Here is a 26,820-nt window from a genome sequence, read left to right on the forward strand (position 1 = left end):
TTAGTGTACTTTGCCCATTAGACCATAGATATGAAAAAGGATTACCATAACTACCAAATGCAAGATTTTCTGGACGATGACTCGTTCAGAAATTGGATTTTGGATCCAAATCCTGAACTTGAGGCACATTGGTCTAGGATTTTGCAAGAATACCCACAGGCCTACGCTGAAATCAAATCAGCCGCCAGATTGCTTAAAGAACTGCGTTTTAAAGATTTGAACCCAGGTTCGGGTGTTCAGGAGAAACTTTGGGAAAGAATCCATGCAGAGGTTAATGTGAAAAAACAGGTTCCTGTGTTTAGAAAAATTCTCCCTTGGATTGCTGCAGCTGCCTGTATTGTCTTATTGTTATGGGTAAACTTAAAAACCAACGATTCCTGGACCACAGAAACTACCCAATTTGCACAAATTGAGGAACTTAGTTTACCGGATGGCTCACAGGTTAAACTAAATGCCGGGTCTGAGTTGCGTTTTCAGGCATCAAAATTTAAATCCAATCGTGTTCTTACCTTGAATGGTGAAGGATTTTTTAATGTTCAAAAGGGTCAGTCTTTTATCGTAAAGACAGATCTGGGCGAAGTTAAGGTATTGGGTACAAGCTTTAATGTTTATTCCAGAGGAGATTTTATGGAGGTGAGTTGCTATACTGGCAAGGTAAGTGTTAAATTTAATGAGTCGGATTCAGAAGTCATCCTGATGCCCGGACAAAGGATATCTAATACCGGTATATCCAAAGAAACAGAGACTTTCAATCCAAATGAAACTAAAAATTGGACAGAGGGGTATTTCTATTACAACGATGCCCCATTGATTAGGGTTATGGAAGAATTACAGCGTCAATATGCCATCCAATCTATTGAATTGCCCGAAACCTTAAGAAATAAAAGTTATAAAGGATTTTTTAGAAAAAATAATTTAGAGGAAGCCATTGAATCCATTTGTCTGCCTCTTCATTTAAAAGGTCAAATAGAAAATAAAAAACTGTACATCAAAAAGGTGGAATGAGATTTATTCTCTTCTGTATTGCAACATTGGTAAGCTATTGCTTTGTCCAGGGACAAGGGCATTATCCTCTATTGGCTAAGAATGAAAAAATCAAACTTTCTGATGCTTTAAAATCCATAGAAGTTTCCCGAAAGATCCATTTTGCTTTTGATCCTCAGGCTTGCAGCCAGTATGTTGTGCAGGTAAAATCACCAGATTTGTCTACAGATGAATTGTTGAATGAACTCTTGTTTAATCTGCCGATATCCTATGCCAAACAAGACCTAGAACACTATTTAATATTTATAGATGAATACAAAAAAAGTAAAATAGTCACAGCTGGGACCAATACCCGTAAAATTGAAATCAGCGGCAAAGTTAAAGATGTATTTACAGGTGAAGCCATTATTGGCGCTACCATAAGTCTCATGCCATCACAAGGAATGACAGAAACTGATTTAAATGGAAATTTTAGAATCAGTGTTGAAAGCAATTACAGTCAACCCTGGCTTGAAATCCGTTATCTCGGGTATCAAATTCAATCCATAAAAATTCCATCCGACCATTTTCAAGGTATTCAAATCCAGTTGCACCCCAGCACAGAATTTTTGCAGACGATTACTGTCAGTGCGCCTAAAACAATTAATTCATCCAACCACCATAACATTTTAACCAATAGCTATCGTCTCAATCCTGCTTCTCTTTCTCCACTGAATGTCTTCAGAGATCCTATCCGGAGTCTGCAGCAACTTTCAGGAGTGAATGCGACGGATGATCTATCCACCGGTATTCAAATCAGAGGAAGTGGTTCAGATGAAAACCTAATTTGTCTGGATGGTCTGACTTTATATTCGGTGGATCATTTTTATGGTGTTTTCAGCAACATTAATCCATTTATTTTAGATAATTTGCAATTCTATAAAAGCTACTTTCCTGCCAATTATGGAGGCAGAGCATCTTCATTAATTCTTATGAAGTCAAAAGATGCAGACAAAAAAATAACTGGCGCAGCTGAATTAAGTTTATTGAACTCAAATTTAAACCTCAACATCCCTATTTTAAAAAACAAAGGGACACTTCTTTTTGGTGGCAGAATCACCAACCAAAACCTGGGAGGCACCGGAATTTTTAGTACCCTTTTTAAGAACGGGTCCTCCAATCCGGTGAATATAAGCCGTGACACAAACACTTTGTTACCTGTGAATCCTGAATTCAACTTCTATGATGTGTACACTAAAATCAGTTTTGACTTGCATCGAAACACTAAAATAAGTGGTGGTTTCTTCTACTCGAAAGACAAACTTCAGTCAAAGTACGAATCAAAATACCTGCTCAGAAATTTAAGCATTACAGAAAATTACAATGACTCTTCGGTATGGAACAATAAAGCCTGGTTCGCCAGCTTTGATCAAAAATGGCGCAGAAACTTAAATTCACATCTTGTTTTTTCAAACTCTGATTTGATGTTGGACCAAACAGTTGTTGCAGAAATCATTACCAGGGAGAACAACAACATTAGACTAACTAAAGAGAAAACAAGTTTTAGAAATCATATAAATGTTAGCCAATTCAAATGGGAAAATAATTACCAATCAAAATATTTTGACGCTGGTCTGGGTTTTGAATGGAACAATTACAACACCTTCTTCATCAATAAAATTGAAAGGCCTTCACAGATTAGAATTGACAGCCGCATTTTGTTTAAGGACAGTTTGAATAATGGTAATGATTATAACCTTTTCTTCCATTCTCAAATAAAATCTATTCGATCTCTCAAAATAGAACCGGGATTAAGAGTAAGCAGGTACGACAGAAAAAATCAACCGGACTGGTCCCCTCGTATAAATGTAAGTTATGAATGGGATAAGCATTTTACCACTTCTGTACGGTGGGGTATTTATTACCAATATCTTAGACAAACAACCTTTGAAGACAGATTTGGAAGAGTTTTTAATTTTTGGTTACAACCGGATCTGAAAAGATTTGACATTTTGAAATCCACCCAACTGGAAATACAGCAATTATTTAAATGGAAAAAAACAACATTTTGTGCAGAGGTTTATTACAAAAATCTGGATGGACTAATCGAACAAATTTTTGAAACACCCTCTATAATTCCTGCGCCTGGTGAACCCATTAAAGAAGCCAAGATTTTTATTTTTTCGGGAGAGGGTCGATCCTATGGATTGGACCTGAGTGCCGATCAACAAATAGGTAAATACTTTTTCAATATTTCTTATTCCTTTAATCATTCCATAAATCGCTTTCCACAAATTAATAAAGGAGATTGGTATGCACGACAATTTGTACGTGAGCACCAATTGAAAAGCCTGCAAAACATAGAACTAAAGCACTGGTCATTTAATCTGTATGGTGTGTACGGAAGTCCGCAACCTTATACAGACCTTTCTTTAATCAGTGACCGCAACAGGAGGGTTATTGACATTAAAGAAAACAGTAAATTTCTAAAAGATTATCTACGTTTTGACAGCGACATACAGTATAAATTCAGAATTACAAAAGTCAACTGCAGAGCTGGAATTGCAGTACTGAATATCTTTGACAGAATCAATGTAAAGTATGTTCAGTACATCTATAATCTACCAGCCAACCAAAACCCTAATCCGGGAAGCAGCCCTAATAAAATAGTGGGAACAGAGGTCAATTTATTGCGCAGAACCTTTAATGCCAATTTGACTGTTTTCTTTTAGATTATTATCCATAACTTATATTCTACAAATTGCAGAAAATGAAATTTTGAAAATTGACTTTTTAGAACTATCCTATCTTGAGCCCGGTCATGGAGATCGATCCCCCAATCAGGCTATCGTTAAAAATTTCCTGGGCCTCCTTTTCATTTTGAAGTCCCAAAATATACAATAATGGATAAAAATGATCCGGAGTAGGAATAGCAAGACTTGCTGCCTTTCCAATTTTTTGATAGTGCAGAAAATAATGATGATTTTTATCCAAAAGATTCTTTCTGATCTGCTCATTCAATTCAATAGCCCAATCATAACCGCCCTCTTTCATGCTGAAATCCATGATTCCAAGATTGTGAATAATGTTCCCACTTCCTATGATAAGGACGCCCTGACGACGAAGGGGAGCCAATGCTTTTGCCAATTTATAATGGTAATCTGATGGTTTATGATAATCAATACTCAATTGCAACATGGGAATATTTGCCTCAGGATACATCTGACGAGTAACACTCCAGCTTCCATGATCAAATCCCCATTGATAATCCAAACCAAGCTCAATTTCATTCATCATCTGCTTTGTCTTTTCTGCCAATGCTGGATATCCAGGTGCCGGATACTCTACTTCAAATAATTCCCTTGGAAAGCCTCCAAAATCATGAATGGTCTTTGGCTTGTCCATGGCAGTAATGAAACTACCATTGGTCAACCAATGGGCTGAAATGCACAAAATGGCCTTGGGCGCAGGGATCTGGGCTGCAATTCTCCTCCATTCCCTGGAATATTTGTTGTCTTCCAAGGCGTTCATTGGTGAACCATGCCCTACGAAAAGTACTGGCATCTCTATGTCTTCCGATGTAACGTTATCTTTTAATTTGAGCCATTCGTTAATTCCAATCATTGTGCCAGTGCTTAAACTCAATCCTATAAATGTCCTTCGATTCATTATACGAATTAACATCATTTCGATTAAAAACACTACGATACTCGTTTAAAAAGCTGGATTTCATAAACTGGATTAATAGATTGCACAAAAAAAGCTTTTTGCACAGTTGCGAGGTATCTTGTACTTTTGTCTAAAATAAGGGATCATGAAGAATCACGAAATAGATTATAAGCTTTATGGCGAAGAGTTGCAATATGTTGAAATTGAACTGGATCCCGGAGAGACCGCAGTAGCAGAAAGCGGCTCCTTCATGATGATGGAAGATGGGATTAAGATGGCAACAGTCTTTGGGGATGGAAGTGGACAAAGTACTGGTGGATTTCTGGGAAAAGTCATGAGTGCCGGAAAACGATTGTTGACCGGTGAAAGCCTCTTTATAACAACATTCACCAATGAAGGCTATGGCAAATCCCGGGTGAGTTTTGCAGCCCCATATACAGGTAAGATCATTCCTTTGAACCTATCAGACTACAATGGAAAGATCATCGCTCAGAAAGATGCTTTCCTTTGTGCTGCTAAAGGTGTTACCATTGGCATTGAATTACAGAGAAAGTTAGGAACCGGAATTTTTGGTGGAGAGGGTTTTATCATGCAAAAACTTGAAGGTGATGGAATGGCGTTTGTCCATGCAGGAGGATATGTCAATAAAAAAGAATTAGGTGTCGGTGAAATACTCAGGGTAGATACCGGATGTGTGGTAGCCTATACTTCGAATGTGGATTTTGACATTGAATTCATCCGTGGTGTGAAAAATTGGGTTTTTGGTGGAGAAGGTCTTTTTTATGCTTTACTGAGAGGTCCTGGCACAGTTTGGATTCAGTCCCTGCCAATCAGTAGACTGGCTGCCAAAATGATGCAATACGGAGGATTTAACAGACGTGAAGAAGGCAGTATTCTGGGTGGACTCGGAAACTTACTGGATGGTGACAGTTGATGATTTATTTCAAGGTAAACGGCATAATTAATTTTAATCTAATTTATAATCAATAAGCAAACAATGAAAAAAACTATTCTATTATTGGCATTTATTACTGTTACGCTAACAGCAAATGCTCAAAAAATCTATGCCTGGATGGACTGTGGCTTAAAAGCATCCTATGGCTTGACAGGATTGGTAAATACTAATCTGTTCGATGACCGCAATTATGAACATCACCTCAGCACAGGATATGGTCTTGGTGGGAAAGTTGGATTGTATTTCGGCTTATTTAATGGGATTACTGCCGACTTTATGTTCTCCACAAACAATCAAGAATTTGATTATTTTAGGGGGACACCGGCAACAAACTTTACTCACAATATCAAGTGGTCCAACTATGATCTGGCCTTACTTTACAGATTGCAAAAAGATGGCATTTATGTCGAACTCGGCCCACAATTATCCTTACTGAGATCAGTAAAAAATGCGGATGATAATGATACTCGCACGGATGTAAAGGCATTTTATCAAAACTATTATTCCGGTTTATTTGGTGTGGGTGGATATATTTTCAATTATGAAACTTTTACCACCATGCTGGGAATCAGATTGGGTTACAGTTTTACGGATTTTGTAAGTGCATCCGGAAAAGAAGCAGACTTCCCTACTCCGAATCAAGTAGCTCAATATGACTACAAATCCACGAATCCGGCATTTGTACAATTAGTATTGGAAGCTAACTTCGCATTAGGATATTATGGTCGAACTTCCTGCAGTAAAAGAGCAACTATTTTTAGCTTCGGCGGGTAAAAACATAGATTTAAAAATTACTTTAAAACCGTACAGTGTCCCTGTACGGTTTTTTATTTTGTTTAATTCCTGAAAAATACTTAATTCCCACCCAAGATTGTAGAAATATCAAGCACTCTGTCAATACTGCCCTGTCCTCAACATAACTAAAGTGCACGCCTCGATCGTCTCAATACCATGCTCATTGGCCAGCTGACTTAAGGTCACATTTTCTGTACCTGGATTAAAAATTATTCTCTGGGGATTTAAAGCAAGAATGTAAGAAAAATAAGCCTCCTGCCTGGATGGGTTCAAATACAAAGTAATAGTATGAATGTTCTTCTCAATGGGTGGAACAACCAGTATTTCTAAATCTCCAATTTTTCCACTTTTGTTGCCCACAGGTATAACCGTATGGTGATATTCTTGAAGCATTTTGCTAGCTATGTTGGAGTACCTGCTCTCATTACTACTGGCACCCAGAACGAGCGTACGTTTATTCATAAACTCTTTTCGTTAAAACAGTCTATTCTAATTTAAGTTGAGTATTGATCTTCAGTGGAACTTAATTAATGTACTCAATAAATAGACATTTCCGAATTCTAACCGCTTAGTTTTTGATATTCTCGGCAGTTGAAATTACCCGTTGAATCAAAAAATCAGTGTGGTGCGGAAAATCAATTTGTGTTCCTTTTTTATCTTCTAGCCAGCATCTGATTTTATCTTCCAATCTATCGTCAATTTTATACGCTACAACAGCTCCCAATTTTTCTGCTGCAGCTGCATTACAGGCTTGTTCATATTGATTCTTAATTGGAAAAAGAAACATTGGCTTTCCCAAATAAAATGCCTCAGCAGGAGTTTCAAATCCGGCATGCGCAATCAAACCGTTTGAATGGAGCAGACTCTGATTAAACATTTTAGAATTTGCTGGTTTGAATTCAATGTTTTGTTTATGCCATGCAACTTCTACATCGCAATGAAAGACTTCAAACTTGTACTGTGAAAATTTACTAAATAACTTAAACAAATTATCCAGACTAAAAGAAGAGAGATAAACTGTAATGTGACCCGCGTTTTGCGCTGTTACATTTCTCAATTCATCCTTTATTACTGGGGTAAATATAAATTCATCATATGGTTCGAAATGTAAACCAATATTGTGCTTTGTTCTGGCATAAGTTTGCATGATAGACCATGCCAGATAATCCTTTCTGCCAGGTGGCATGGGTACTTTTGAAGATAAAAAAGAAGCGTGATGGCTAAATGAAATACAGGGAACCTTCTTTTGCTTACAAGCCCGAACAGTTACGGGTTCGAAATCATTAATCACGAAATCATATTGATGAACCGGAATTTCATTCACCTCCTTAAAAAATTGTTTTACACTCAGGCTTTTAAAAGTCTTGAGATAATCAATCCCACCCTTATTGTCGTATTTGAAAGAAACGCCATGGCAATGGTATTTCATTTTAACCGGAAAATCCAAACAATAATTTCTACCGCTTATTAAATAGTCAACCTGTCCATATTTCGCCAGGTAAGGTAGAATACTTTTGGCTCTGCTTAAATGTCCATTACCGGTACCCTGAATTGAATATAATATCTTCATACAGTTCTTTCATTTTAGGGATTCGAATATTTTCTTTAAAATCATTTTCAAAGTTGAGGTCCTTTGGCTTCTTAGGACTTACTGCATATTCGTGTTTGTGCAAAGTCCATTTTCCCTGGTGATATTCCAAACTGGTCGTGTGCTCAATCCAATCCCCACTGTTCATATAAATGATGGATTTTTCATCCCTAACTATTTGACGAATTACCGGATTGTGAATGTGGCCACAAATGACCACATCATATTCTTTTGCCAGACCATGACTGATGGCAGTCTCTTCAAAATCGTCAATGAACTGTACCGCTTTCTTAATGCTGTTCTTAATCTTTTTGGATAAGCTGTATTTTTCTCTACCCATCAATTCCAGAAAATAATTTACAGCCTTATTCATCAAAATTAAAAGGTCATATGCTTTTCCGCCAAGCTTGGCCAACAATTTGGTATGCTTTATGGATAGATCAAACACATCCCCATGAAAAATCCAAACCTTTTGTTTGTTTATGGATAGTAAGAGTTTGTTTCGGATACAAAAAGGTCCCAGATCAAAACCAGCATATCTCCTGAGTGCTTCATCATGATTTCCAGGCAAATAATAGACCTTTGTTCCTTTGGTTGCCATTTTCAATAATTTATGGATAACCTTAAGATGATGCTCGGGAAAGTACCTCTTGTTGAAAGACCAGATGTCGATGATGTCCCCATTAAGAATCAGGGTATCCGGTTGTATTTCATCAAGATAATCACAGAGTTGTTTGGCCTGACATCCATAGGTCCCAAGATGAATATCTGAAATTACAACTGCTTCAAGATGTCTTTTAATTTTTTCGCTCATGCGAGATCATGCTGATCCATACACGAAATTAAAGGGCCCATGTAAATTGAATATTTTCTAAATATTGTCTTTGTGTTAAATCATGAAATCAAATATTATTAGACAATTCTAGTAATTTCAATTTTTTATATTTTAAATGCACCCCATAAGCAGAGCGCCAACAAATCCAAAATCCAATTCTACCATCCAGAAACCCTGCTTTTAGCAGATACATTTTTACAAATTTCCAAATCGGTGAAAAATACATTTTTACAAATGAACTTTTTATACCTTTTGCATCATACTCCGATGCGAAAAAATTTGCAAAATTTTCCAATTGCTTCAAATGATCTGCGACGGTTCTATAACTGTAATGATCCAAATGCCCATTTAATTTCAATACTGCCTGCGCGCTGTCCATTGGTTCTACTGTCTCATGTAATTTATTACTGTTCCAGCCAGCATGAACCTTGTGCCATAATCTTAATTTAAAATCAGGATACCATCCACAATGTTTGATCCATTGTCCGCAATAATAGGTTTTCCTGTTGAGCAAATACAAGTTTTCCAGTCCCTTTTTCTTTTCTGCAAGAATCGCTGAGACCAATTCATCATCCAGCACTTCATCTGCATCTACAGAAAGGATGTGGTCAAAACGACAAAGTTTCACCGCATCATTTTTTTGTGATCCGTAATCCACAAACTTTTGTTGATAAAACCTTACCCCTTTACTGGCACAAATCTCAGCAGTCCTGTCTGAACTGAAAGAATCGAGGACGACAATTTCATCGGCTACTTTTAATAATGCATTTAGACATGATTCTATGATTTCCTCTTCATTATAGCAAATGACTACGGCAGATAGTGGCTGAGAAGGAATCATAGGGTAAAAATATTTGTATCTGGTAAATTTTAAAAACTAATATAATAAATTTAACATGGGAACATAAATCAATTTCTCAAATGGCTATTATATTGATAACTACAAATACAAAAAATAAATAAATTATAAACAACATACATATCAAAAAAAAAAATCTAATAATTTAATGAATATTAGAAAGGTATATACTTGATTTTGTAATAGACAAAGCTATATCTTTACCCCGTATTGAACACCAAATCTCTGCTCTAAAATAGATTTACCCAATGTTTCCGTCTTGTTCTGTTTAGAAAAAGACAATCGTTTTGTTATGCAAAAATATTTCATACCTCCTTACCTATTCAGGCTGGGTTTCTTGTTGACATTGCTGTTCAACCAAAATCTGTATGCCCAACCTTTATCTGCAAAAATTTTATCCGCACCGGATATAACCACAAAATTACTGGATTGTACCTCTCCTCCTGTGATACAGTGTCCAGTAGACCTTACCCTCTGTCCCGGAGCCACTGAAGATCCGGTTGCAACAGGCTGTGCTAAAGCCTACCCACCAAGTACTCAGTGCAATCCGCCAATAGTAGCTTTTGTAGACAGGGTGATTTCTTCCGGACCTTGTCAGGGAGAGAAGACCATTCAAAGAATTTGGACTGCAACGGATGCGGAAAACCCTGCACTCCGCAGTTTTTGTATTCAATATTTAAGATTTGAAGATAAAACATCTCCTGTCTTTAGCCAATGTCCAAAAGATACGTCGGTAATCTCTAATGATAAATGCGTCGCTCTCTTCCAATGGCATCCACCGGCAGTTTCCGACCATTGCGGTTCCGTTTGCGTCACGAGTTCCCATGTCAATGGAAGTTTATTTAATGAAGGACCAACAGTCATTACCTATACAGCAAACGATGCCTGTGGTAATACAAGTTCATGTAGTTTTACGGTAACCGTAATTCCTCAATGTTGCCTGGCAAATCCAATATTAACCTGTCCGGCTTATTTTTCGGCTTGTCCTGATTCGGAAATTGATCCAGCGACTACAGGCAGGGCGACAGCTGAACCTGGAAGTCAATATTGTGCAAAGCCATTGATAAGTTTTAAAGACGATACCTTAATCAATGCTCTTTGTTCGTTGACCATAGCCAGAACCTGGACTGCTTGGGATCCTAACAAACCCGAACTCCGTTCAAGTTGCATTCAGACTATTGAGCTTAAGGATTTAACCCCACCCACCATTGTTTGTCCTCAGAATATTACCGTTAGTTCAGAACCAGACTGTTTAGCTACGGTAAATTGGAATGTTCCACAAACATCAGACAATTGTACATCAGTAACTTTAGTGAGTTCACACGGAAACCCTGCACGTTTCCCGGTAGGAACTACCACCGTGTTTTATACCGCAACCGATGGATGCGGGAATCATACCGATTGTCATTTTACAATAACTGTAGAGGCTAATTGTTGTAATAAACCACCGGTACTCTCATGCCCTGCAGATTTTAACAACTGCCCTCAGGGAATTGATCCCTCTGTCACAGGAACCGCTACAGCTACTCCGGGTCAAGTTGGATGTCCTCAACCAGTGGTCACTTATAAAGACGATACGATTTACAATCAAGCATGCTCATTGAGGGTAATCCGAACCTGGATAGCAACTGACCCAGTTCAATCCAATTTATCCGCATCTTGTGACCAGATTATTAATCTAAAAGACGAGCAGGCACCAAGTATAACCTGTCCGGCTAATATTACCGTACAATCAGGACCAGATTGTACCGGCACAGCTTCATGGAATGATCCCATTACTTCAGATAATTGCTCATCGGTAAGTTTATCCGGTTCACATGGAAATGGCACTTCTGGATTCCCAATTGGTACTACAAACATTTATTATACTGCATTTGATGCATGCGGCAATTCCAGTAATTGCAGTTTTACTGTTACGGTAGAACCTAACTGCTGCAATAAACCACCTGTACTCTCATGCCCTGCAGATTTTAACAACTGCCCTCAGGGAATTGATCCTTCTGTCACAGGAACCGCTACAGCTACTCCGGGTCAAGCTGGATGTCCTCAACCAGTGGTCACTTATAAAGACGATACGATTTACCATCAAGCATGCTCATTGAGGGTAATCCGAACCTGGATAGCAACTGACCCAGTTCAATCCAATTTATCCGCATCTTGCGACCAGATCATTAATCTAAAAGACGAGCAGGCACCAAGTATAACCTGTCCGGCTAATATTACCGTACAATCAGGACCAGATTGTACCGGCACAGCTTCATGGAATGATCCCATTACTTCAGATAATTGCTCATCGGTAAGTTTATCCGGTTCTCATGGAAATGGAAGCTCCGGATTCCCAATTGGAACTACAAATATTTATTATACTGCATTTGATGCATGCGGCAATTCCAGTAATTGCAGTTTTACTGTTACGGTAGAACCTAACTGCTGCAATAAACCACCTGTACTCTCATGCCCTGCAGATTTTAACAACTGCCCTCAGGGAATTGATCCTTCTGTCACAGGAACCGCTACAGCTACTCCGGGTCAAGTTGGATGTCCTCAACCTGTGGTTACTTATAAAGACGATACGATTTACCATCAAGCATGCTCATTGAGGGTAATCCGAACCTGGATAGCAACTGACCCAGTTCAATCCAATTTATCCGCATCTTGCGACCAGATCATTAATCTAAAAGACGAGCAGGCACCAAGTATAACCTGTCCGGCTAATATTACCGTACAATCAGGACCAGATTGTACCGGCACAGCTTCATGGAATGATCCTGTTACCTCAGACAATTGCTCATCGGTAAGTTTATCCGGTTCACATGGAAATGGCACTTCTGGATTCCCAATTGGAACTACAAACATTTATTATACTGCATTTGATGCATGCGGCAATTCCAGTAATTGCAGTTTTACTGTTACGGTAGAACCTAACTGCTGCAATAAACCACCTGTACTCTCATGCCCTGCAGATTTTAACAACTGCCCTCAGGGAATTGATCCTTCTGTCACAGGAACCGCTACAGCTACTCCGGGTCAAGTTGGATGTCCTCAACCAGTGGTCACTTATAAAGACGATACGATTTACCATCAAGCATGCTCATTGAGGGTAATCCGAACCTGGATAGCAACTGACCCAGTTCATCCTAATTTATCCGCATCTTGCGACCAGATTATTAATCTAAAAGACGAGCAGGCACCAAGTATAACCTGTCCGGCTAATATTACCGTACAATCAGGACCAGATTGTACCGGCACAGCTACATGGAATGATCCCGTTACTTCAGATAATTGCTCATCGGTAAGTTTATCCGGTTCTCATGGAAATGGAAGCTCCGGATTCCCAATTGGAACTACAAACATTTATTATACTGCATTTGATGCTTGTAACAATTCTAGCAATTGTAGTTTCACTGTTACAGTTGAACTTAACTGTTGTAATAAACCTCCAGTACTTAACTGCCCGGCCGACTTTGAAAGTTGTCCAGGAAGCATAGAACCTTCTCGCACTGGCCAGGCAAATGCTCAAAAAGCACATGCTACATGCGGAGATCCGATTATTAGCTATAATGATCAAATATTATTTCAGCAATCTTGCTCTCTAAAGTTAATCAGAACATGGTATGCAACAGATTCCAATAATTCAAATCTAAAAGACTCTTGTCAACAAAACATTGATTTAAAAGATGACCAGGCTCCAATAATTTCAGCTTGTCCTGCGGACATTACGATCGATCCAAACTACAATTGTGAAGCCTATCCAAGCTGGGTTATACCTACAGCAAGCGATAATTGTACTTTAACAAACTTTACAGGCTCTCACCTTCCAGGTGAACTAATGCCTTCCGGAAAAACTACAGTTATCTATACTGCTACCGATGCATGTGGACTTATTTCAAGTTGTTCGTTTGTTGTCACAGTCACAGAAAATTGTTGCAACAGACCTCCTGTCATGATCTGTCCTGATAATTATTCTGCTTGTCCTGGCACTTCATTGGATACAAACACTACTGGTGTACCAAAGGTTACAACTGGAAAATCAAGTTGTCTGGAACCGGTGGTTAGTTTTCATGACAATGTTATTTCTAGAGGACCATGCAGTGGTGCAATCACCATTGATCGCACATGGAGGGCTGTGGATCCCAACCTACCAAATTTGTTTGCAGAATGTATCCAACGTATAGAACTGAAAGACAATTTAGCACCTAGATTTACTTCCACTCCTACAAATATTACAATAGATGCTCAGGGAAAATGTGAGGTCCCTGTTCATTGGCTTGCTCCGGTAGCAACGGATAACTGTGGCCTTGCATCACTTACCAGTAATATAAATTCCGGCAGCAATTTTAATGAAGGAACAACTTCTGTAACCTACACTGCGACGGACCAATGCGGTAACACTGCTTCAACAACCTTTACAGTGACTGTGAATGGCACAGTGGTCGGAATTGAGTGTCCTCGTGACACATTGATTTACAGGACTAATCCATATCTTAATGGGTCATACTTAAATTGGCCACTTCCAAATGTCACTTATTGCACCCCATGTCAAAGCAGTATCCGAGGATTCGTATATATGGGTGAATACAATGGAAGCAGGTACTTCTGCTCCCTTGGCCCTGAAAACTGGGAGACTGCAAAAACAATCTGCGATATAAATGGTGGAAAACTTGCGGTCATAAACGATCGGGATGAAAACCAATTTATAGCCAGTAAATTAGCCGGTCAAACAGCATGGATCGGAGGAACAGATGCACAGGTTGAAGGTAGGTTCGATTGGGTGGATAAAAGCCCATTTCTCTATTCCAACTGGTTGCCTGGTCAACCAAATAATTTTGGACCAAATGAGGATTACATTGAACTCGCTCCAGATGGCACCTGGAATGATCAAAATGGAGATGAATCAAGAGAATTTGTACTTGAGATGCCATGTTATGATCTCAAACAAATAAAAGGACCTAAAAGAGGAAGCCTGGTTAACTGTGGAACAAATACAATCACTTATGTGGCAACAAAAGATGGTCAATCTGATACCTGCAGTTTTGTGGTTCGGGTGAATTGTGATTCGCTCACGACTTACTGCAACAACAGGGCGCAATTCAGTAATCTAATGTGGATTAAACAAGTTAAAATTGCAGACATAGACAATCCTTCGGGTAATGATAATGGTTACAGATTCTTCAATAACATATGTGGAAATCTAAAGGCCGGAGAAACCTATTCTCTTTGTGTTACTCCGGGATACCTGAACAGCAGCTATAATGTTTATTGGAAAATTTGGATTGATTACAATGCTGATGGTGTATTCCATAATGTCTCAGAACTGGTGACTTATGGTTATGGAAACACTACCATGTGCGCAAACTTAAAAATGCCGGGAGGATTTGTTCGCGCCAATGTGCGCATGCGTGTAGCCATGTCCTATGGTGCTTATCCTGCCGATCCTTGTGCTCCGATATTGTATGGTGAGATTGAGGATTATTGTTTCAATTTACTCCCTCATACCAATTTTGGTAGTGGCACCACAGAATCTCATGAGATCAAAGCGCCAGAGCTTAAATGTGCTCAGGATTGTGACAGACAAAGTCCCGTTGAATTAGATTTAAGATCCGTGGAGCAAGAGCTGTTTGGTAAGCATGGTGACTTTTTCATCATCCCCAATCCAGCAAACAGTGAAGTGATCTTAAAAACCATTTCCGACAAGGCTAAATCCATGGCCATTTTCGATGCACAAGGTAAAAATGTGTGGAAAAAAATGCAACCCGGCACAGAAGCCGAGACCATAAATACCACCACATGGGCGGAAGGCTTGTATCACATTACAGTAGAGTTTACAAATGGAAATAAAATCAGCAAAAGATTTATCATCCAGCACTAAAATATAAAATTAGGTATGAAAAGGAATTAGCCTCCCATCAATTGACCAGGGGGGCTTTTTCTTTTTAGTCAAAATCCTTAAATTTAAAATGCGGTATGTAACTTTAAGCCGTCGATTGCAGCCATAGCGGCAATGTAAACCATGTCCTTAATTCTGAATGCATCTTATGAAGTTTGTTTCCTTAGTTATCTTGATACCATTTCTTTGGTTTGGGTTTAATAAATCATTTTCCCAGAACACTTCTGTTTTACAAAAGCAAATTGAAGAGGTTGTTTCCCATGGAAACCCAATCACAAAAATCGATTTGATTAAAAAACACTCTTTAAGAAATTCTGCGTGGTTTGCCGGTTTGAAAAATTCGTCGAAAGCAAATGTTTTCACCCCGGATGACTCCAGGTTGGCCATTTGTCTGCGTACAAAACCTGCATTACTTAATATAAGTATGCAACTTCCTAATGGAACTTTATCCAACTTGATTTTACAATCACAAAAATTATACTCAGAGGATTCAAAGCTCTTAAGTTCCGATGACCTCATTGGCATCCCATTGAATAGCGGTGTGCACTACAGTGGCTTTATTTCCGGAGTTCCTGGTTCAATGGTTGCATTGAGTATTTATGAACACGAAATTGCCGGAGTTATTTCAACTCCGGAGGATGGTAATATCATTATTGGAAAAATGGCTTCAAAGGAGATGATTGAAAACAACACCAATGAACATGTAATTTATTTTGAAAATGATTTGGCGAAAAATTCTGGATTTGAATGTGGCGTAACCGAAAGTCATGAGTTATTTCAAAGTCTTCGAGAGCAGGCAAATGCACCTCAGGATATTTTTGAAAATAGATGCAGGACAGTAAAAATATTTTTGGAGTGTGATTACAGAATGTACCAGGATAGAAATTTGCAAAAAAATCAAGTGGTTAGTTATGTTACCAGTGTTTTTAATGTTGTAAAAACTTTATATGCTAATGAATCTGTAAAATTAGAAATTTCAGATATCATGGTATGGACTACCCAAGACCCATTCCCAAAAACAACGCTTCAAAATATAATTTATGGTTATGCAGAATATCGTAAGAATAATTTTAAAGGAGATCTCGCACAACTGGTCAGCACTTATCCATCTCAGGGTGGAATCGCATTTGTGAATGGCATGTGTACAACCTACAATGGTCAAATTGGACCTCATTCCTATGCGTATATTTATAATACCTTCAATACGCTCCCGACTTATTCCTGGAGTGTGGAGGTTATGGCGCATGAACTCGGGCATAACTTTGGGAGTTGGCATACACACTCGTGTGTTTGGGGCCCACAGAAAAATGCCCAAATTGATAATTGTCAAACACCGGATGTAGGTAGTTGCAATCCCGGCCCCACCCCGAATGGTGGTGGCACGATCATGAGCTATTGTCATTTGACCGGCGTGGGGATTAATTTTTCAAAAGGATTTGGACAAGAGCCCGGAGACATACTCAGAAACGCTGTCAACAACAAACCTTGCCTTACTGCCATATTTACGCCAAGTCAGAAATTAAATCTGCAAGGACCATATTTTGATGGAGACAATTTAAAAATTCAGGCTAAGCCTGTTAACGCTAATTATACTTATGATTGGTTTCATTATGATTATAAGTTGCCCGGAAAGAATGATACATTTCTCGATGTGAAATATTCCGGAATTTACAAAGCAGCTGTTTCAGACAACTGCACAGAATATGCAGCACCCGACACCATTAAGATAAATGATTTTCAGGTTAACCTGGGATGTCCGGTGGTGAAAGGAAAAAAAGATTCCATCATGAGTCAGATCATTGTGGATGTGGACAATTTTGCAAAATCAGATACACTGATTTTTCCTTCAGGTTTATTTGCCACCATACCTACAAAAGCGTTGGACATATTGGTAGAACTTCAAACACGAATTGCACCTAAAAACCAATCCTGGGTGCGAAGTTTTCTGACTTCTTTTCAATCACCAGCATCCGTCGGCATAACTAAAAATGACTACAGACCGGGAGAAAACACCACAGCATTTCCAAATACCCCAAGATCATTTTCTAAAATTTTAGGACGATTTGATCCGGCAGGAAGCTGGATTTTTACGCACATGGATGATCGCAATGATAATGGTATTGATGCACAAGTGACCATCAGTCTGGTTGTAAAATGGCGGATGCCAGATACAGTATTGAATTGCTCCCTGCCAATATGTGATGGCAGTTTAAAATCATTGGACCCATTAATTCCCGGTGCATCTTATAAATGGTCCACCGGAGAAACTTCAAAAACAATTCAAGTCAATACTCCGGGAAGCTATGCCGTAACGGTGACCAAAGGAAATAAATCATCCAGTCACCAGGTAACGCTGTTTAGTAAAAATACTCAATTTACACAGTCATTCAATATTTGTGAAGGAGAAAATCTTAGGGTAGGATCTTCGAATTATAGTGTGAACGGAATTTACCTAGATTCACTTCTTGCATGGGATGGGTGTGACAGCGTTGTAACTACTGAATTAAACGTATGGCCAAAAAAAATCACCAGGGACAGCATCCAACTTTGTTACGGTGGAGAATTTGCAGGAAAAAAGTTATTCCGCGATACTCTATTCAATAATATCCTGAGCGATGTCAATGGTTGCGACAGTATTCATCTCATCCAAATAAAAATTAGTCCTGAAATAAAAATTGACTTTACAGTAAATCCTTTATGTGAAAACCAGGGTGGCAGTATCGAAGCTGTCTCCAGTGGTGGAAACGGAAATTTTAATTACCTGTGGTCTAATCAGAGTTCTACTTCGAAAATTGAAAATCTAAAATCGGGAATTTATGAATGTGTCGTAACAGATGGCCAGGGATGCATTCATAAAGATTCTGTAGAATTAAAAAATTATGATTCAGTTTCTGTAGCGATAATGGTGAAGGATGTAAATTGTTTTGGTGAAAAAAATGGAAACATTGAATTGCAATTGTTGTCCGGAACTGAACCTGTAAACTATCTTTGGAGCAACAGTCAGACTACAAGAGATATTGATAATCTTGCTGCCGGAGTTTATACTTTATACATCCTGGATCAGAACGGTTGCAGATTAGAACAAACTGTAAAAGTAGGAAGTCCTGATCTCTTGTTGGCGGAATTAGTTCTTAAGCCTAGCTCCGGGTCTAACGGAAGTGCAAAATTAAATGTAACTGGAGGAAAGGCTCCTTATGTTATACTTTGGAGTACCGGAGAAACGTCAGAGGAAATTTCCATGCTTGCTCCGGGATCTTATTCAGTATCCGTTACAGATGCAAATGGATGCAATAGAATAGACAGTTTTGTAATCGAAAGATCAGTAGGTACTTTTAATCCACTCAAGGAAGATATATTTGTGGGGTTTAATGCTGGACAGAATTTCCTCATGGTGACTTCGAAGGAAGCCAACTTAAGTCAAATTGAATTATTCGATCTCAGTGGAAAATCAATCATCCAATATAACCTCTCCACTGCAAAACAAGGTTTGTTGCCAGTTGGAAAAATACCTCCCGGAATTTACCTGGTCAAAGTTTATTTGGATTCAAAACAAATGATATACTTTAGAAAAATAAAATCAAAGTAATTATACCTCTTAATTGTTTCCATTTTTTAAATAAAAACAGCAGTTGTTATCTGCGAAACAAGATTTAATAAGGTATTTAACCCTTTTTATGCATTAGAATTTCTATTCCTAATCAAAGAATTTCAGCTTTCGCTCCTGTCTGCTTGACGCATACAGGAAGGGTTACGCCGGTAGTCGTCCAAGTCATTCACTTAATGAAATGCATTTCATTACTTTGATGGTAATCAAAAATCGTTCATTCATGAGAGCGCTTGTCTTTATTGGTCTTTAGCCTTTCAATACGAAACCCTATTGCATAATATGGGTTAAAGAACTATCCCTTCGTTCTTCCACCTTTACAAGACAACAACTGATTGTTTCCAAATTAGAGAGCAAAGTGTTGGTTTGCGGTAAAATAGAAGAAACCATCAGCCAAAGTTTGATACAGACAGAGACGTTGAAGCAGAGTATTTTGCTGCAGTCGTTTGATGGGAAGTTGGCCAAATTAGTAATAAAATTAAATAAGAAATTCCTTATTTAATCCTAAAGGCCTTTTAGTTAAATAAGAAGATTTATATTTAACTTTACAGCATGATCAAGATAGATGGCTTTAAGTCGGGTCATTTTTCCAAAAATATTGATTTCAGCATTTTACACCTGTATCGATCAATGACAACTGGTCGTGAGAGGATAGGGAACTTACCCGGATGATCGAAAAATCAGCAATTGCCATTGGGCAATTGGATGCCTATTCCCACCTAATACCCAATATTGACCATTTTATCCGGATGTATGTCGTCAAAGAATCAACCGTTTCATGCCGCATTGAAGGCACGCAAACCAATATGGAAGAAGCCATCTTAAGTGAATAAGATATAAATCCAGAGAGAAGAAACGATTGGCAAGAAGTAAATAAATACATCAGAGCACTTAATACCTCCATTGAGCAATTGCCTATCCTGCCGCTTTCGTCACGGTTATTGAAACAAGCCCACAACATTTTGTTGAGTGGAGTCAGGGGTGAACACAAGGTTCCTGGAGAGTTTCGAAGAAGTCAAAACTGGATTGGTGGCTCCTCTCTTAAAAGTGCCATTAATATTCCACCTATCCATAAAAAGGTGAACTCATTGATGGGGGATTTAGAAAATTTTATCCATAACGAAGATACAGGACTGACCGACCTTTTGAAAATTGCTATAGCGCATTATCAATTTGAAACCATACATCCATTCCTTGATGGAAACGGCAGAATTGGCAGAATAATGATTACCTTATATTTGGTTGAAAAAAAAATCATTCGCAACCGGTTTTATATCTATCTGATTTCTTCGAAAAAAATAAATCATACTATTATGACAATCTCACTCGTGTAAGAACACATAGCGATTTGATACGGTGGGTTAAATTTTTCTTGTCAGGCGTTATTGATACCTGTGAAAAATCCAGTCAAACGTTAAAAGATATTATTGAGTTAAAAAAGGAATGTGAAGAGAAAAGGATTTATCAATTGGGTAAGAAAGTAAAAACAGCCAAAGTATTACTTGATTATTTGTATCAGCAACCTATTGTTGATGCAGAAGAGGTAGCAAAAGTTACCGGACTGTCATTGGTTTCATCCTACAAATTAATTAACGACTTTATATCCCTAAGTCTATTAAAGGAACTTACTGGAGCTAAAAGAAATAGGCTATTTGTATTCGAAGAATATTTTTCAATTTTCAAACGATAACCAATAAGTTACAATACCTCTTTAATAATAATCAAATTTTGGCGTTTCTCTAATCCCTTGCGATAAGTAGGGGGTAGGATATGGATATTATTTAGAGCAACTCACCTATTTGCTTTACTAAAAATGGGGGATGAATACAACACACCACCACACTACAGAAAATTGCCTATTTCCAAAGAAAGTTATTGGGAAAGTTTGACCAACATTCGGCTTACAACTTGTGGCAACCCGCAACAATCAAAAATGAAAGCCAGTTTGTGTTTTTTTATAGCAAAGGTCAAATTCTTCAGATGACAGTTTTCCATAAGCTATTAATAAAAAAAAAATCCCCGGACTGCGAACAATCCGGGGAAACTCTTAATCAAAACCTATTTATTATCTGATAGCGTTTACACCTTTTCCGATTTCTACGCCTTGTTTCTCTCCGGCTTCCAGACTAAATCTGTAATGGATACCACCATAAAGATTTGAGGTAGAAATTTCTTCTTCCATGTGTTCAAAAGATTTGAAGGATCTTGGGGAACCATCAATATCTTTTCTAAATTCATAAGTTCTATCTGTGAATGCATAATTGTAACCAAACAATCCACCCAAAACCTCTGCACTTGCAGCAGCCAAAGCGGCAGGGCTGGAAGAGTACTCCGGTGTAGCGGTAGGATTTATCAGCGATAAAAATTCATTGTCGATATATTCACGAATGTAAGTTTCAGGTCTTACTGTATTGTATGTGTATTTAGTCTTCCAGGCCATAACTGTTGCATCGTGCAAAGTGATACCCAACTTCATAAATGCGAAAGCACAAAAACCAAGATCTTTCTTTTCAGTGTCCAAAATCTGAGCAAGGATTGACATTAGATGTCCGGCAGGAGTTATGCTATTGTCTTGCTCATCATTCCAATATTTTACCATAATTTCTTCCTGACGGCTTAGGTTTTCAACCCTATTGCGTACTTCCAAAGCATATGCGTAAAAGGAAGAGGTTTTATCTTCACTAAAGCTTGGTGGTGCAATCATTTCGGCTTTAATGGTGTGGTAAGCCAAGAAAGTTCTTACTTGTCCCCAATAAGGTTGAAGTGGTTTGCGAATTTTATTGGAAGTAGGAGACCAAAATCCCTGACCATTAGGCCCACTGTAATTACTTGGGTAATTATTAAGAAAAGCGTCTTCCTGATTGTCAGTTTTAGAATAACTGTAAATCGCAGATGCTTGTGCTGCACCATAAGAAATAGAAGACTCTGCAACTGTTTTGGAGACATAAGGCAAGATTGCATTTAGATGCTTGTTGTATAACTTCTCAATAGCTTCAAGACCGGCAGGGCTTGAATTTCTGTACAGCATCTTGTACAGGCGATACATGCACTCATTAAAAGATAGTGCCCAATCCAGGTTACCAGTAGTAACTTCATGCATGGTGCCTGGAGTGAAGCCGGCAAGTTTTCCTTGCATGGATTTGTAATCTTTCATTCCGGGAACCAGAACTTCATACATGCCAAGGCCGATGTATGCAAAAGTACGGGCAGCAACCGGAACAGTGAAACCAGGAGTCTCTTTGGTTAATTCAAGAGACAGGTTAATCCATTCTGTGGAAATCTGACCTTTTTCGTTGGAAAGTTTGTTAACGAGAGCTACATCAACAGTCGCATCATCTTTAACGCAGGAGGGTAAGAAAAACAAGCATGCGAGGGAGCACACCATTAGTTTTCTTGCAGTTGAAAGAAATTGCCTCATGTTTTTTAGATTTTATAGTTTTCAAATTCAATTAATCTAACGCTAAATCCAATAGTGGATCTTAGCAACATGATTGCGGCATCAGATCGTAACCGATCTAAAGAAACAAAGGGAAGAATACAGCACAAATATAGATTGCCCTTTTTAATTCTCCAAATAATGTGATGTATTTTTTTGAAAAATCAGGGTTTTCCCCTAATAAATAAGGCGATAATCATATAAACATTAATATAATGTTTTAATAGTTGATATTGTGCACTTTAAATAGTATATTTTCGTTTTATGAATGTTTTGGTACAAACGTCAAAATTTGTTTTATATATCTTTTTTTTGATTATAAAAACCTGTAATATAATTTTATACATATATCAATATACTTTAATGTATAAAATAACACAAAAGCATTTAAAATAAATTTAAATCGTTAGATAAAATCTGCCAAATAATTATGAATATGTCCTAAATCAAATATGAAATGGAACAAGTTGAGTTATTGGAAACCCAAATTGTGCTTTAATCGATCTAAAGAATCACGATCAATTTGAACTTGGTATAGCTAAAACCTGTGGCAGTATTTGCCATGATGTCTAAATCAACCGTTTGGGGTCCTACTTTATCCTTTGAATTATACCGAATCTTGATGTTGCTTCTCTGGCCTTCTTTTATTGGCAACCTAGACCAATCCAGTGTAGTGCACTCACAAGCCGTGATTAAGTCAATCTTTAAATCAGCCTTACCTGTATTTGTAAAATATATTGTCTTTTCAAGCACTTCCCCTTGACGAATAGTACCAAAATCATAAGCCATGGAATCAAATTCTATTTTGGCAAATGCAATAACCGTATCTACAGATGTTTTAGGGGTATCTGTTGTTATCAATGACTTTTCAGTACTCTGTCCTTTAGTACTGTAACAGGAACAAAGCAATAAGCCATATAAGCAAGAAATAAGGGGGAAATATTTTAGGAATGGTTTCATCATTTAAAAAAACACCCGGTTTAAAACGCTAAACCAGGTGCAGGATATTTTATATCAAAGGATATTTATCTTTTCGATGCTTTACCCTTTTTGTTTAAAACTTCTTTTCTTACTTCAATGGTTGTAGGTCCTTCAAGAATCTTAAATTCTGTCCTTCGGTTGAATCTGTGTTCGTCGTCACTGCAATCTTCCCCATTGGTACAATTGTTAAGGATAACTGTTTCTCCATAACCCTTTGCCTTGATTCTTTTCCCGTCTACGCCCTTATTCACCAACCACCTTCTGGCCGAATTGGCTCTTCTCTCAGACAATTTTAAGTTATAGGTGTCATCTCCTCTGGAATCTGTATGGGATCCGAGTTCGATCACCATGTTCGGATATTTGGTCATCAAGTCCAGGATGGCACTTAAATCCTTTTCTGCGTCTTTTAATATTTTATCGTCATCGAAATCGTAGTAAATATTGCTTAATCGAATTGGCTCATTGATGGTAATGATTTCGATATCGGACTCTGGTGGCATCATCTTAAAGAAAAATTCTTTGTTGATTACCTGGTCCTCTGTAATCCCAACGGTATTCAGTTGTATTTCCTGAGGAAAGTATCCATCTTTTGATATCACCAGTTTATAAGACCTGTCTTTATCGAGGAGATAGTTCACCTGGTTGCCTTCAGAATTTGACTTAGTCTGGATGTTTCCTTCTTTGCCCATACTCATTTCCACCAACTGGCAAGTAATGCCTTTTAGTGGTTTCTTTGCTTCTGTCTTTGCGATAGCATTTAATTCGATAACCAATTTCCGCTTGTTCACTAAATAAATATCGTCGCAACAAGTTTTGCCTTTTAAAGATTTAGATTCAGGATCTGGCCGATTGGATACCAGAAATCCTCTTTCTCCATCTGTGCTCACCCTATAGTAGAGATCATCTGTTGAAGTATTGACAGGGGTACCCATGTTCTTTGGCTCTGACCATTCTGATCCGTTCCAATTGGATACAAATACATCAAAACCCCCGATATTCGGCCATCCTTCTGAACTGAAGTAAAGTTTACCATCCATATAGAATGGGGTCAGATCATCAGATACCGTATTCAAACTACCGAGATTTACTGGTTCGCTGTATTGTCCTTCACCGGTCTTATTTGCATAGTATAAATCAAATCCACCTTTTCCCCCGGGGATGTTGGCGGAGAAAAAAAGTACTTTATTCCCAAACAATTCACCTTCATAAGGATGTCTTGCCATGTAATCTCCATTTACGCCAGTTACTTCAAGGGCAGGGCTCCAGCCGGATGCTGTTTTGGAAGATGCATAAATTTTGCTTTCATCCATATGTCCACCTTCTGAAAGCGTTCGAGTAAAAAACATGACGGTACCATCTTTGCTAAAACTCACATTCGAACAGTGGTACCCTTCCCTATTAATCAATTCTTCCAATTCGGTTCCTTTGGCATAGCCCTTTCCTTCTGAATATGCGGATTGAAAAAGTTTACTAAAATGAACTCCTCCTTCCTCTTTTGTTTCTTTGGAATTCAGCGATCCGTAATATAAATTGCCATCCGCATCTAACGCCGGACTGCTTTGGGATTCAGGATTATTTACCTGATTTCCTGCATTTTTAACAACCAGGCTTACATTTTCTTTCATATTCTCCAGCAATGCAATGCCTGCAAGTTCATTTTGCGCTATGGTAAGCAATGTGCTGTCTTGTCCGGTGGCTATGTAACTGCTGAATTCTGCAGCTGCCTCGGTGTATTGAGCATTCATTTTCAATGTTCTTCCATAGGCTACACGCTCTTCAAAATATTTATTGCTCTTGTCTCTACTAAGTACCCTGCCGAACCAGGTAGCTGATTTGTTGTAGTCCCGAAGTAAAAAATGAGTTTTTGCAATTTTTATGGCAAGGTCCTTTTCTTTAATTTCTTTATACGCTTTCTCGTATTGTTCGAGTGCATTATAGTATTGGCCTTTTTCGATTTGCTCATCACCTGATTTTATCAAGGCAGCAGGCGTATTACCACTTACCGGCTGACCTATTAATCCAAATGAAGAAACAGAAAACAATAAAAAGGAAATGAATATTTTATTCATAATCGGAAAAATTCAATAGATGATTTAAAATCTAGGACAAAATACTTTTGGTTTCGGATTTGGTTTTTTCGTCACTGTACCGATGTACATAAGGCCAAACTCTATCGCGCCAAAGCCACTTGGACTTTGAGAAGAACTCAACGACGAAAGCGTCTGATCATATCCTATCTGGAATCTTATTTTTTTAATATCCATACCAAGCATTACCTGTGCGGCATCGCCAATTCTATAGCCAAGTCCGCCATTTAATCTAATGCCCTTCTCGACATTAAATAAATAACTGACCATACATTGCGGGACCACTGTAGTAAAGGTTTTTAGGTTTCTGATCCACAACATGGGACGCACATCTACTTTTTCATTCAAATGGTAATCCATTCCTGCCTGTGCTGTAAACAAAGTACCTAATTTATTTCCGGTACCCCCTGAACTCAGACTTACTCTTGGATTGTTCACGCGACCTGCATTGAACCCAAACTTAAGACCGTGCTTTTTACTACTGAGGTAGGTATTGTAGGCCAAGCCAATAGAAATATCCGTGAAATTTGCTTTATCCTGCAATTTACCCAAATCAGCGCTCCCTCCACCAGGGTTGTTGATTCCGCTTTCAAAAACTGCTTTGTCTTTATTTTTAATGTTCATGTTTACCCCACCATATTGTGCACCAAGCGAAAGATCACTTCCTCGGCTTAATGCCAGGTGATAGGATGCCTGAGCAATGAATCCTCCGGTTCCCAAGCCAATTGCCCCGGATCTATCCTGGAGAAAATTCATCCCAAAACCCACCCAGTCTTTTTTTCTGAATCCCCATGGGAATGTGGCGTCAATATAGAAATTGAGTGTTCTGAATTCAGATCCAAGCCCGGTAATGGAAGCCGCCTGGTCTCTAAAAATGCCTCCAATTCGGTAAGATCCGTTAAAACCTCCCACATTAGCCGGATTGACATGAAGAGGGGAAAATTCAAACTGGGTAAAATGTATGTCCTGGGCAAAAATGTTGCCTGCTCCTGACCACAGCAGCAAACCAAATGCAAAGAGTAATTTTAACTTCATGCTGATATTTATAATAAAGCCGAAATATACAGATTATTCTCATCTGAATTCAAATCATAGGCCAAAATGAACGGTTTTTTAACACATTATTGGTTGGAGGAGTAAATATCAGATTGAATTCGGAAG

General features: G+C 38.3%; 15 protein-coding genes and 1 pseudogene. 7 read left to right on the plus strand and 9 right to left on the minus strand.

Annotated elements, in window-relative coordinates:
• Positions 1–30 precede the first annotated feature (30 nt).
• Positions 31–1,005 (plus strand): FecR domain-containing protein, encoded by a 975-nt coding sequence (locus IPJ83_15210; protein MBK7881886.1) that lies wholly within the window; start codon positions 31–33, stop codon positions 1,003–1,005.
• Entirely contained in the window at positions 1,002–3,695 is a 2,694-nt protein-coding gene (locus IPJ83_15215) for a carboxypeptidase-like regulatory domain-containing protein (protein MBK7881887.1), read from the plus strand. Before IPJ83_15210 ends, IPJ83_15215 begins: the two co-directional genes overlap by 4 nt.
• Positions 3,696–3,762: 67 nt before the next feature.
• Here IPJ83_15215 and ygiD read toward each other — a convergent pair whose 3' ends face one another.
• The gene (gene ygiD / locus IPJ83_15220; GenBank protein MBK7881888.1) at positions 3,763–4,587 is read right to left on the minus strand and encodes a 4,5-DOPA dioxygenase extradiol; all 825 of its coding nucleotides are present in this window, start codon (positions 4,585–4,587) and stop codon (positions 3,763–3,765) included.
• Between the two features lie 190 nt (positions 4,588–4,777).
• On the opposite strand from ygiD, the gene IPJ83_15225 reads away from it, so the two are divergent.
• Both IPJ83_15225 and IPJ83_15230 read left to right on the plus strand, forming a co-directional pair.
• Complete coding sequence (locus IPJ83_15225; GenBank protein MBK7881889.1) at positions 4,778–5,566, plus strand: TIGR00266 family protein; 789 nt, start codon at positions 4,778–4,780, stop codon at positions 5,564–5,566.
• 63 nt (positions 5,567–5,629) lie between these two features.
• Positions 5,630–6,361, plus strand: coding sequence for a hypothetical protein (locus IPJ83_15230; GenBank protein MBK7881890.1), 732 nt, complete (start codon positions 5,630–5,632; stop codon positions 6,359–6,361).
• 120 nt (positions 6,362–6,481) lie between these two features.
• Here the strand turns inward: IPJ83_15230 and IPJ83_15235 are convergent, their stop codons facing one another.
• The 4 genes from IPJ83_15235 to IPJ83_15250 all read right to left on the minus strand — a co-directional run bounded on the left by IPJ83_15235 (position 6,482) and on the right by IPJ83_15250 (position 9,646).
• Complete coding sequence (locus tag IPJ83_15235) at positions 6,482–6,844, minus strand: CoA-binding protein (GenBank protein MBK7881891.1); 363 nt, start codon at positions 6,842–6,844, stop codon at positions 6,482–6,484.
• 106 nt (positions 6,845–6,950) lie between these two features.
• Positions 6,951–7,952 (minus strand): glycosyl transferase, encoded by a 1,002-nt coding sequence (locus IPJ83_15240; protein ID MBK7881892.1) that lies wholly within the window; start codon positions 7,950–7,952, stop codon positions 6,951–6,953.
• Complete coding sequence (locus tag IPJ83_15245) at positions 7,918–8,772, minus strand: UDP-2,3-diacylglucosamine diphosphatase (GenBank protein ID MBK7881893.1); 855 nt, start codon at positions 8,770–8,772, stop codon at positions 7,918–7,920. Before IPJ83_15245 ends, IPJ83_15240 begins: the two co-directional genes overlap by 35 nt.
• A gap of 100 nt (positions 8,773–8,872) precedes the next feature.
• Positions 8,873–9,646: a glycosyltransferase family 2 protein gene (locus IPJ83_15250; GenBank protein ID MBK7881894.1), complete on the minus strand. Its 774-nt coding sequence runs from the start codon at positions 9,644–9,646 to the stop codon at positions 8,873–8,875.
• Positions 9,647–9,956: 310 nt separating this feature from the next.
• On the opposite strand from IPJ83_15250, the gene IPJ83_15255 reads away from it, so the two are divergent.
• The 3 genes and pseudogenes from IPJ83_15255 (at position 9,957) to IPJ83_15265 (ending at position 20,845) form a co-directional block, all read left to right on the plus strand.
• Entirely contained in the window at positions 9,957–15,533 is a 5,577-nt protein-coding gene (locus tag IPJ83_15255; protein ID MBK7881895.1) for an HYR domain-containing protein, read from the plus strand.
• 166 nt (positions 15,534–15,699) lie between these two features.
• Positions 15,700–19,137, plus strand: coding sequence for a T9SS type A sorting domain-containing protein (locus IPJ83_15260; GenBank protein MBK7881896.1), 3,438 nt, complete (start codon positions 15,700–15,702; stop codon positions 19,135–19,137).
• 686 nt (positions 19,138–19,823) lie between these two features.
• A pseudogene (locus IPJ83_15265) lies at positions 19,824–20,845 on the plus strand (Fic family protein).
• Positions 20,846–21,220: 375 nt separating this feature from the next.
• Here IPJ83_15265 and IPJ83_15270 read toward each other — a convergent pair.
• From IPJ83_15270 to IPJ83_15285, 4 genes are all read right to left on the minus strand, one after another.
• The gene (locus IPJ83_15270) at positions 21,221–22,573 is read right to left on the minus strand and encodes a hypothetical protein (GenBank protein MBK7881897.1); all 1,353 of its coding nucleotides are present in this window, start codon (positions 22,571–22,573) and stop codon (positions 21,221–21,223) included.
• Positions 22,574–23,095: 522 nt separating this feature from the next.
• Positions 23,096–23,551, minus strand: a complete 456-nt coding sequence (locus IPJ83_15275) for a DUF1573 domain-containing protein (protein MBK7881898.1) — start codon at positions 23,549–23,551, stop codon at positions 23,096–23,098.
• Positions 23,552–23,616: 65 nt separating this feature from the next.
• Positions 23,617–25,641: an OmpA family protein gene (locus IPJ83_15280; protein MBK7881899.1), complete on the minus strand. Its 2,025-nt coding sequence runs from the start codon at positions 25,639–25,641 to the stop codon at positions 23,617–23,619.
• A 24-nt stretch (positions 25,642–25,665) separates the two neighbouring features.
• Positions 25,666–26,694 carry a PorP/SprF family type IX secretion system membrane protein gene (locus IPJ83_15285; GenBank protein MBK7881900.1) on the minus strand — a complete coding sequence of 343 codons (1,029 nt, stop codon included), beginning with the start codon at positions 26,692–26,694 and terminating at the stop codon, positions 25,666–25,668.
• Between the last annotated feature and the right edge of the window lie 126 nt (positions 26,695–26,820).

Source organism: Candidatus Vicinibacter proximus (assembly GCA_016713905.1).
GTDB lineage: Bacteria > Bacteroidota > Bacteroidia > Chitinophagales > Saprospiraceae > Vicinibacter > Vicinibacter proximus.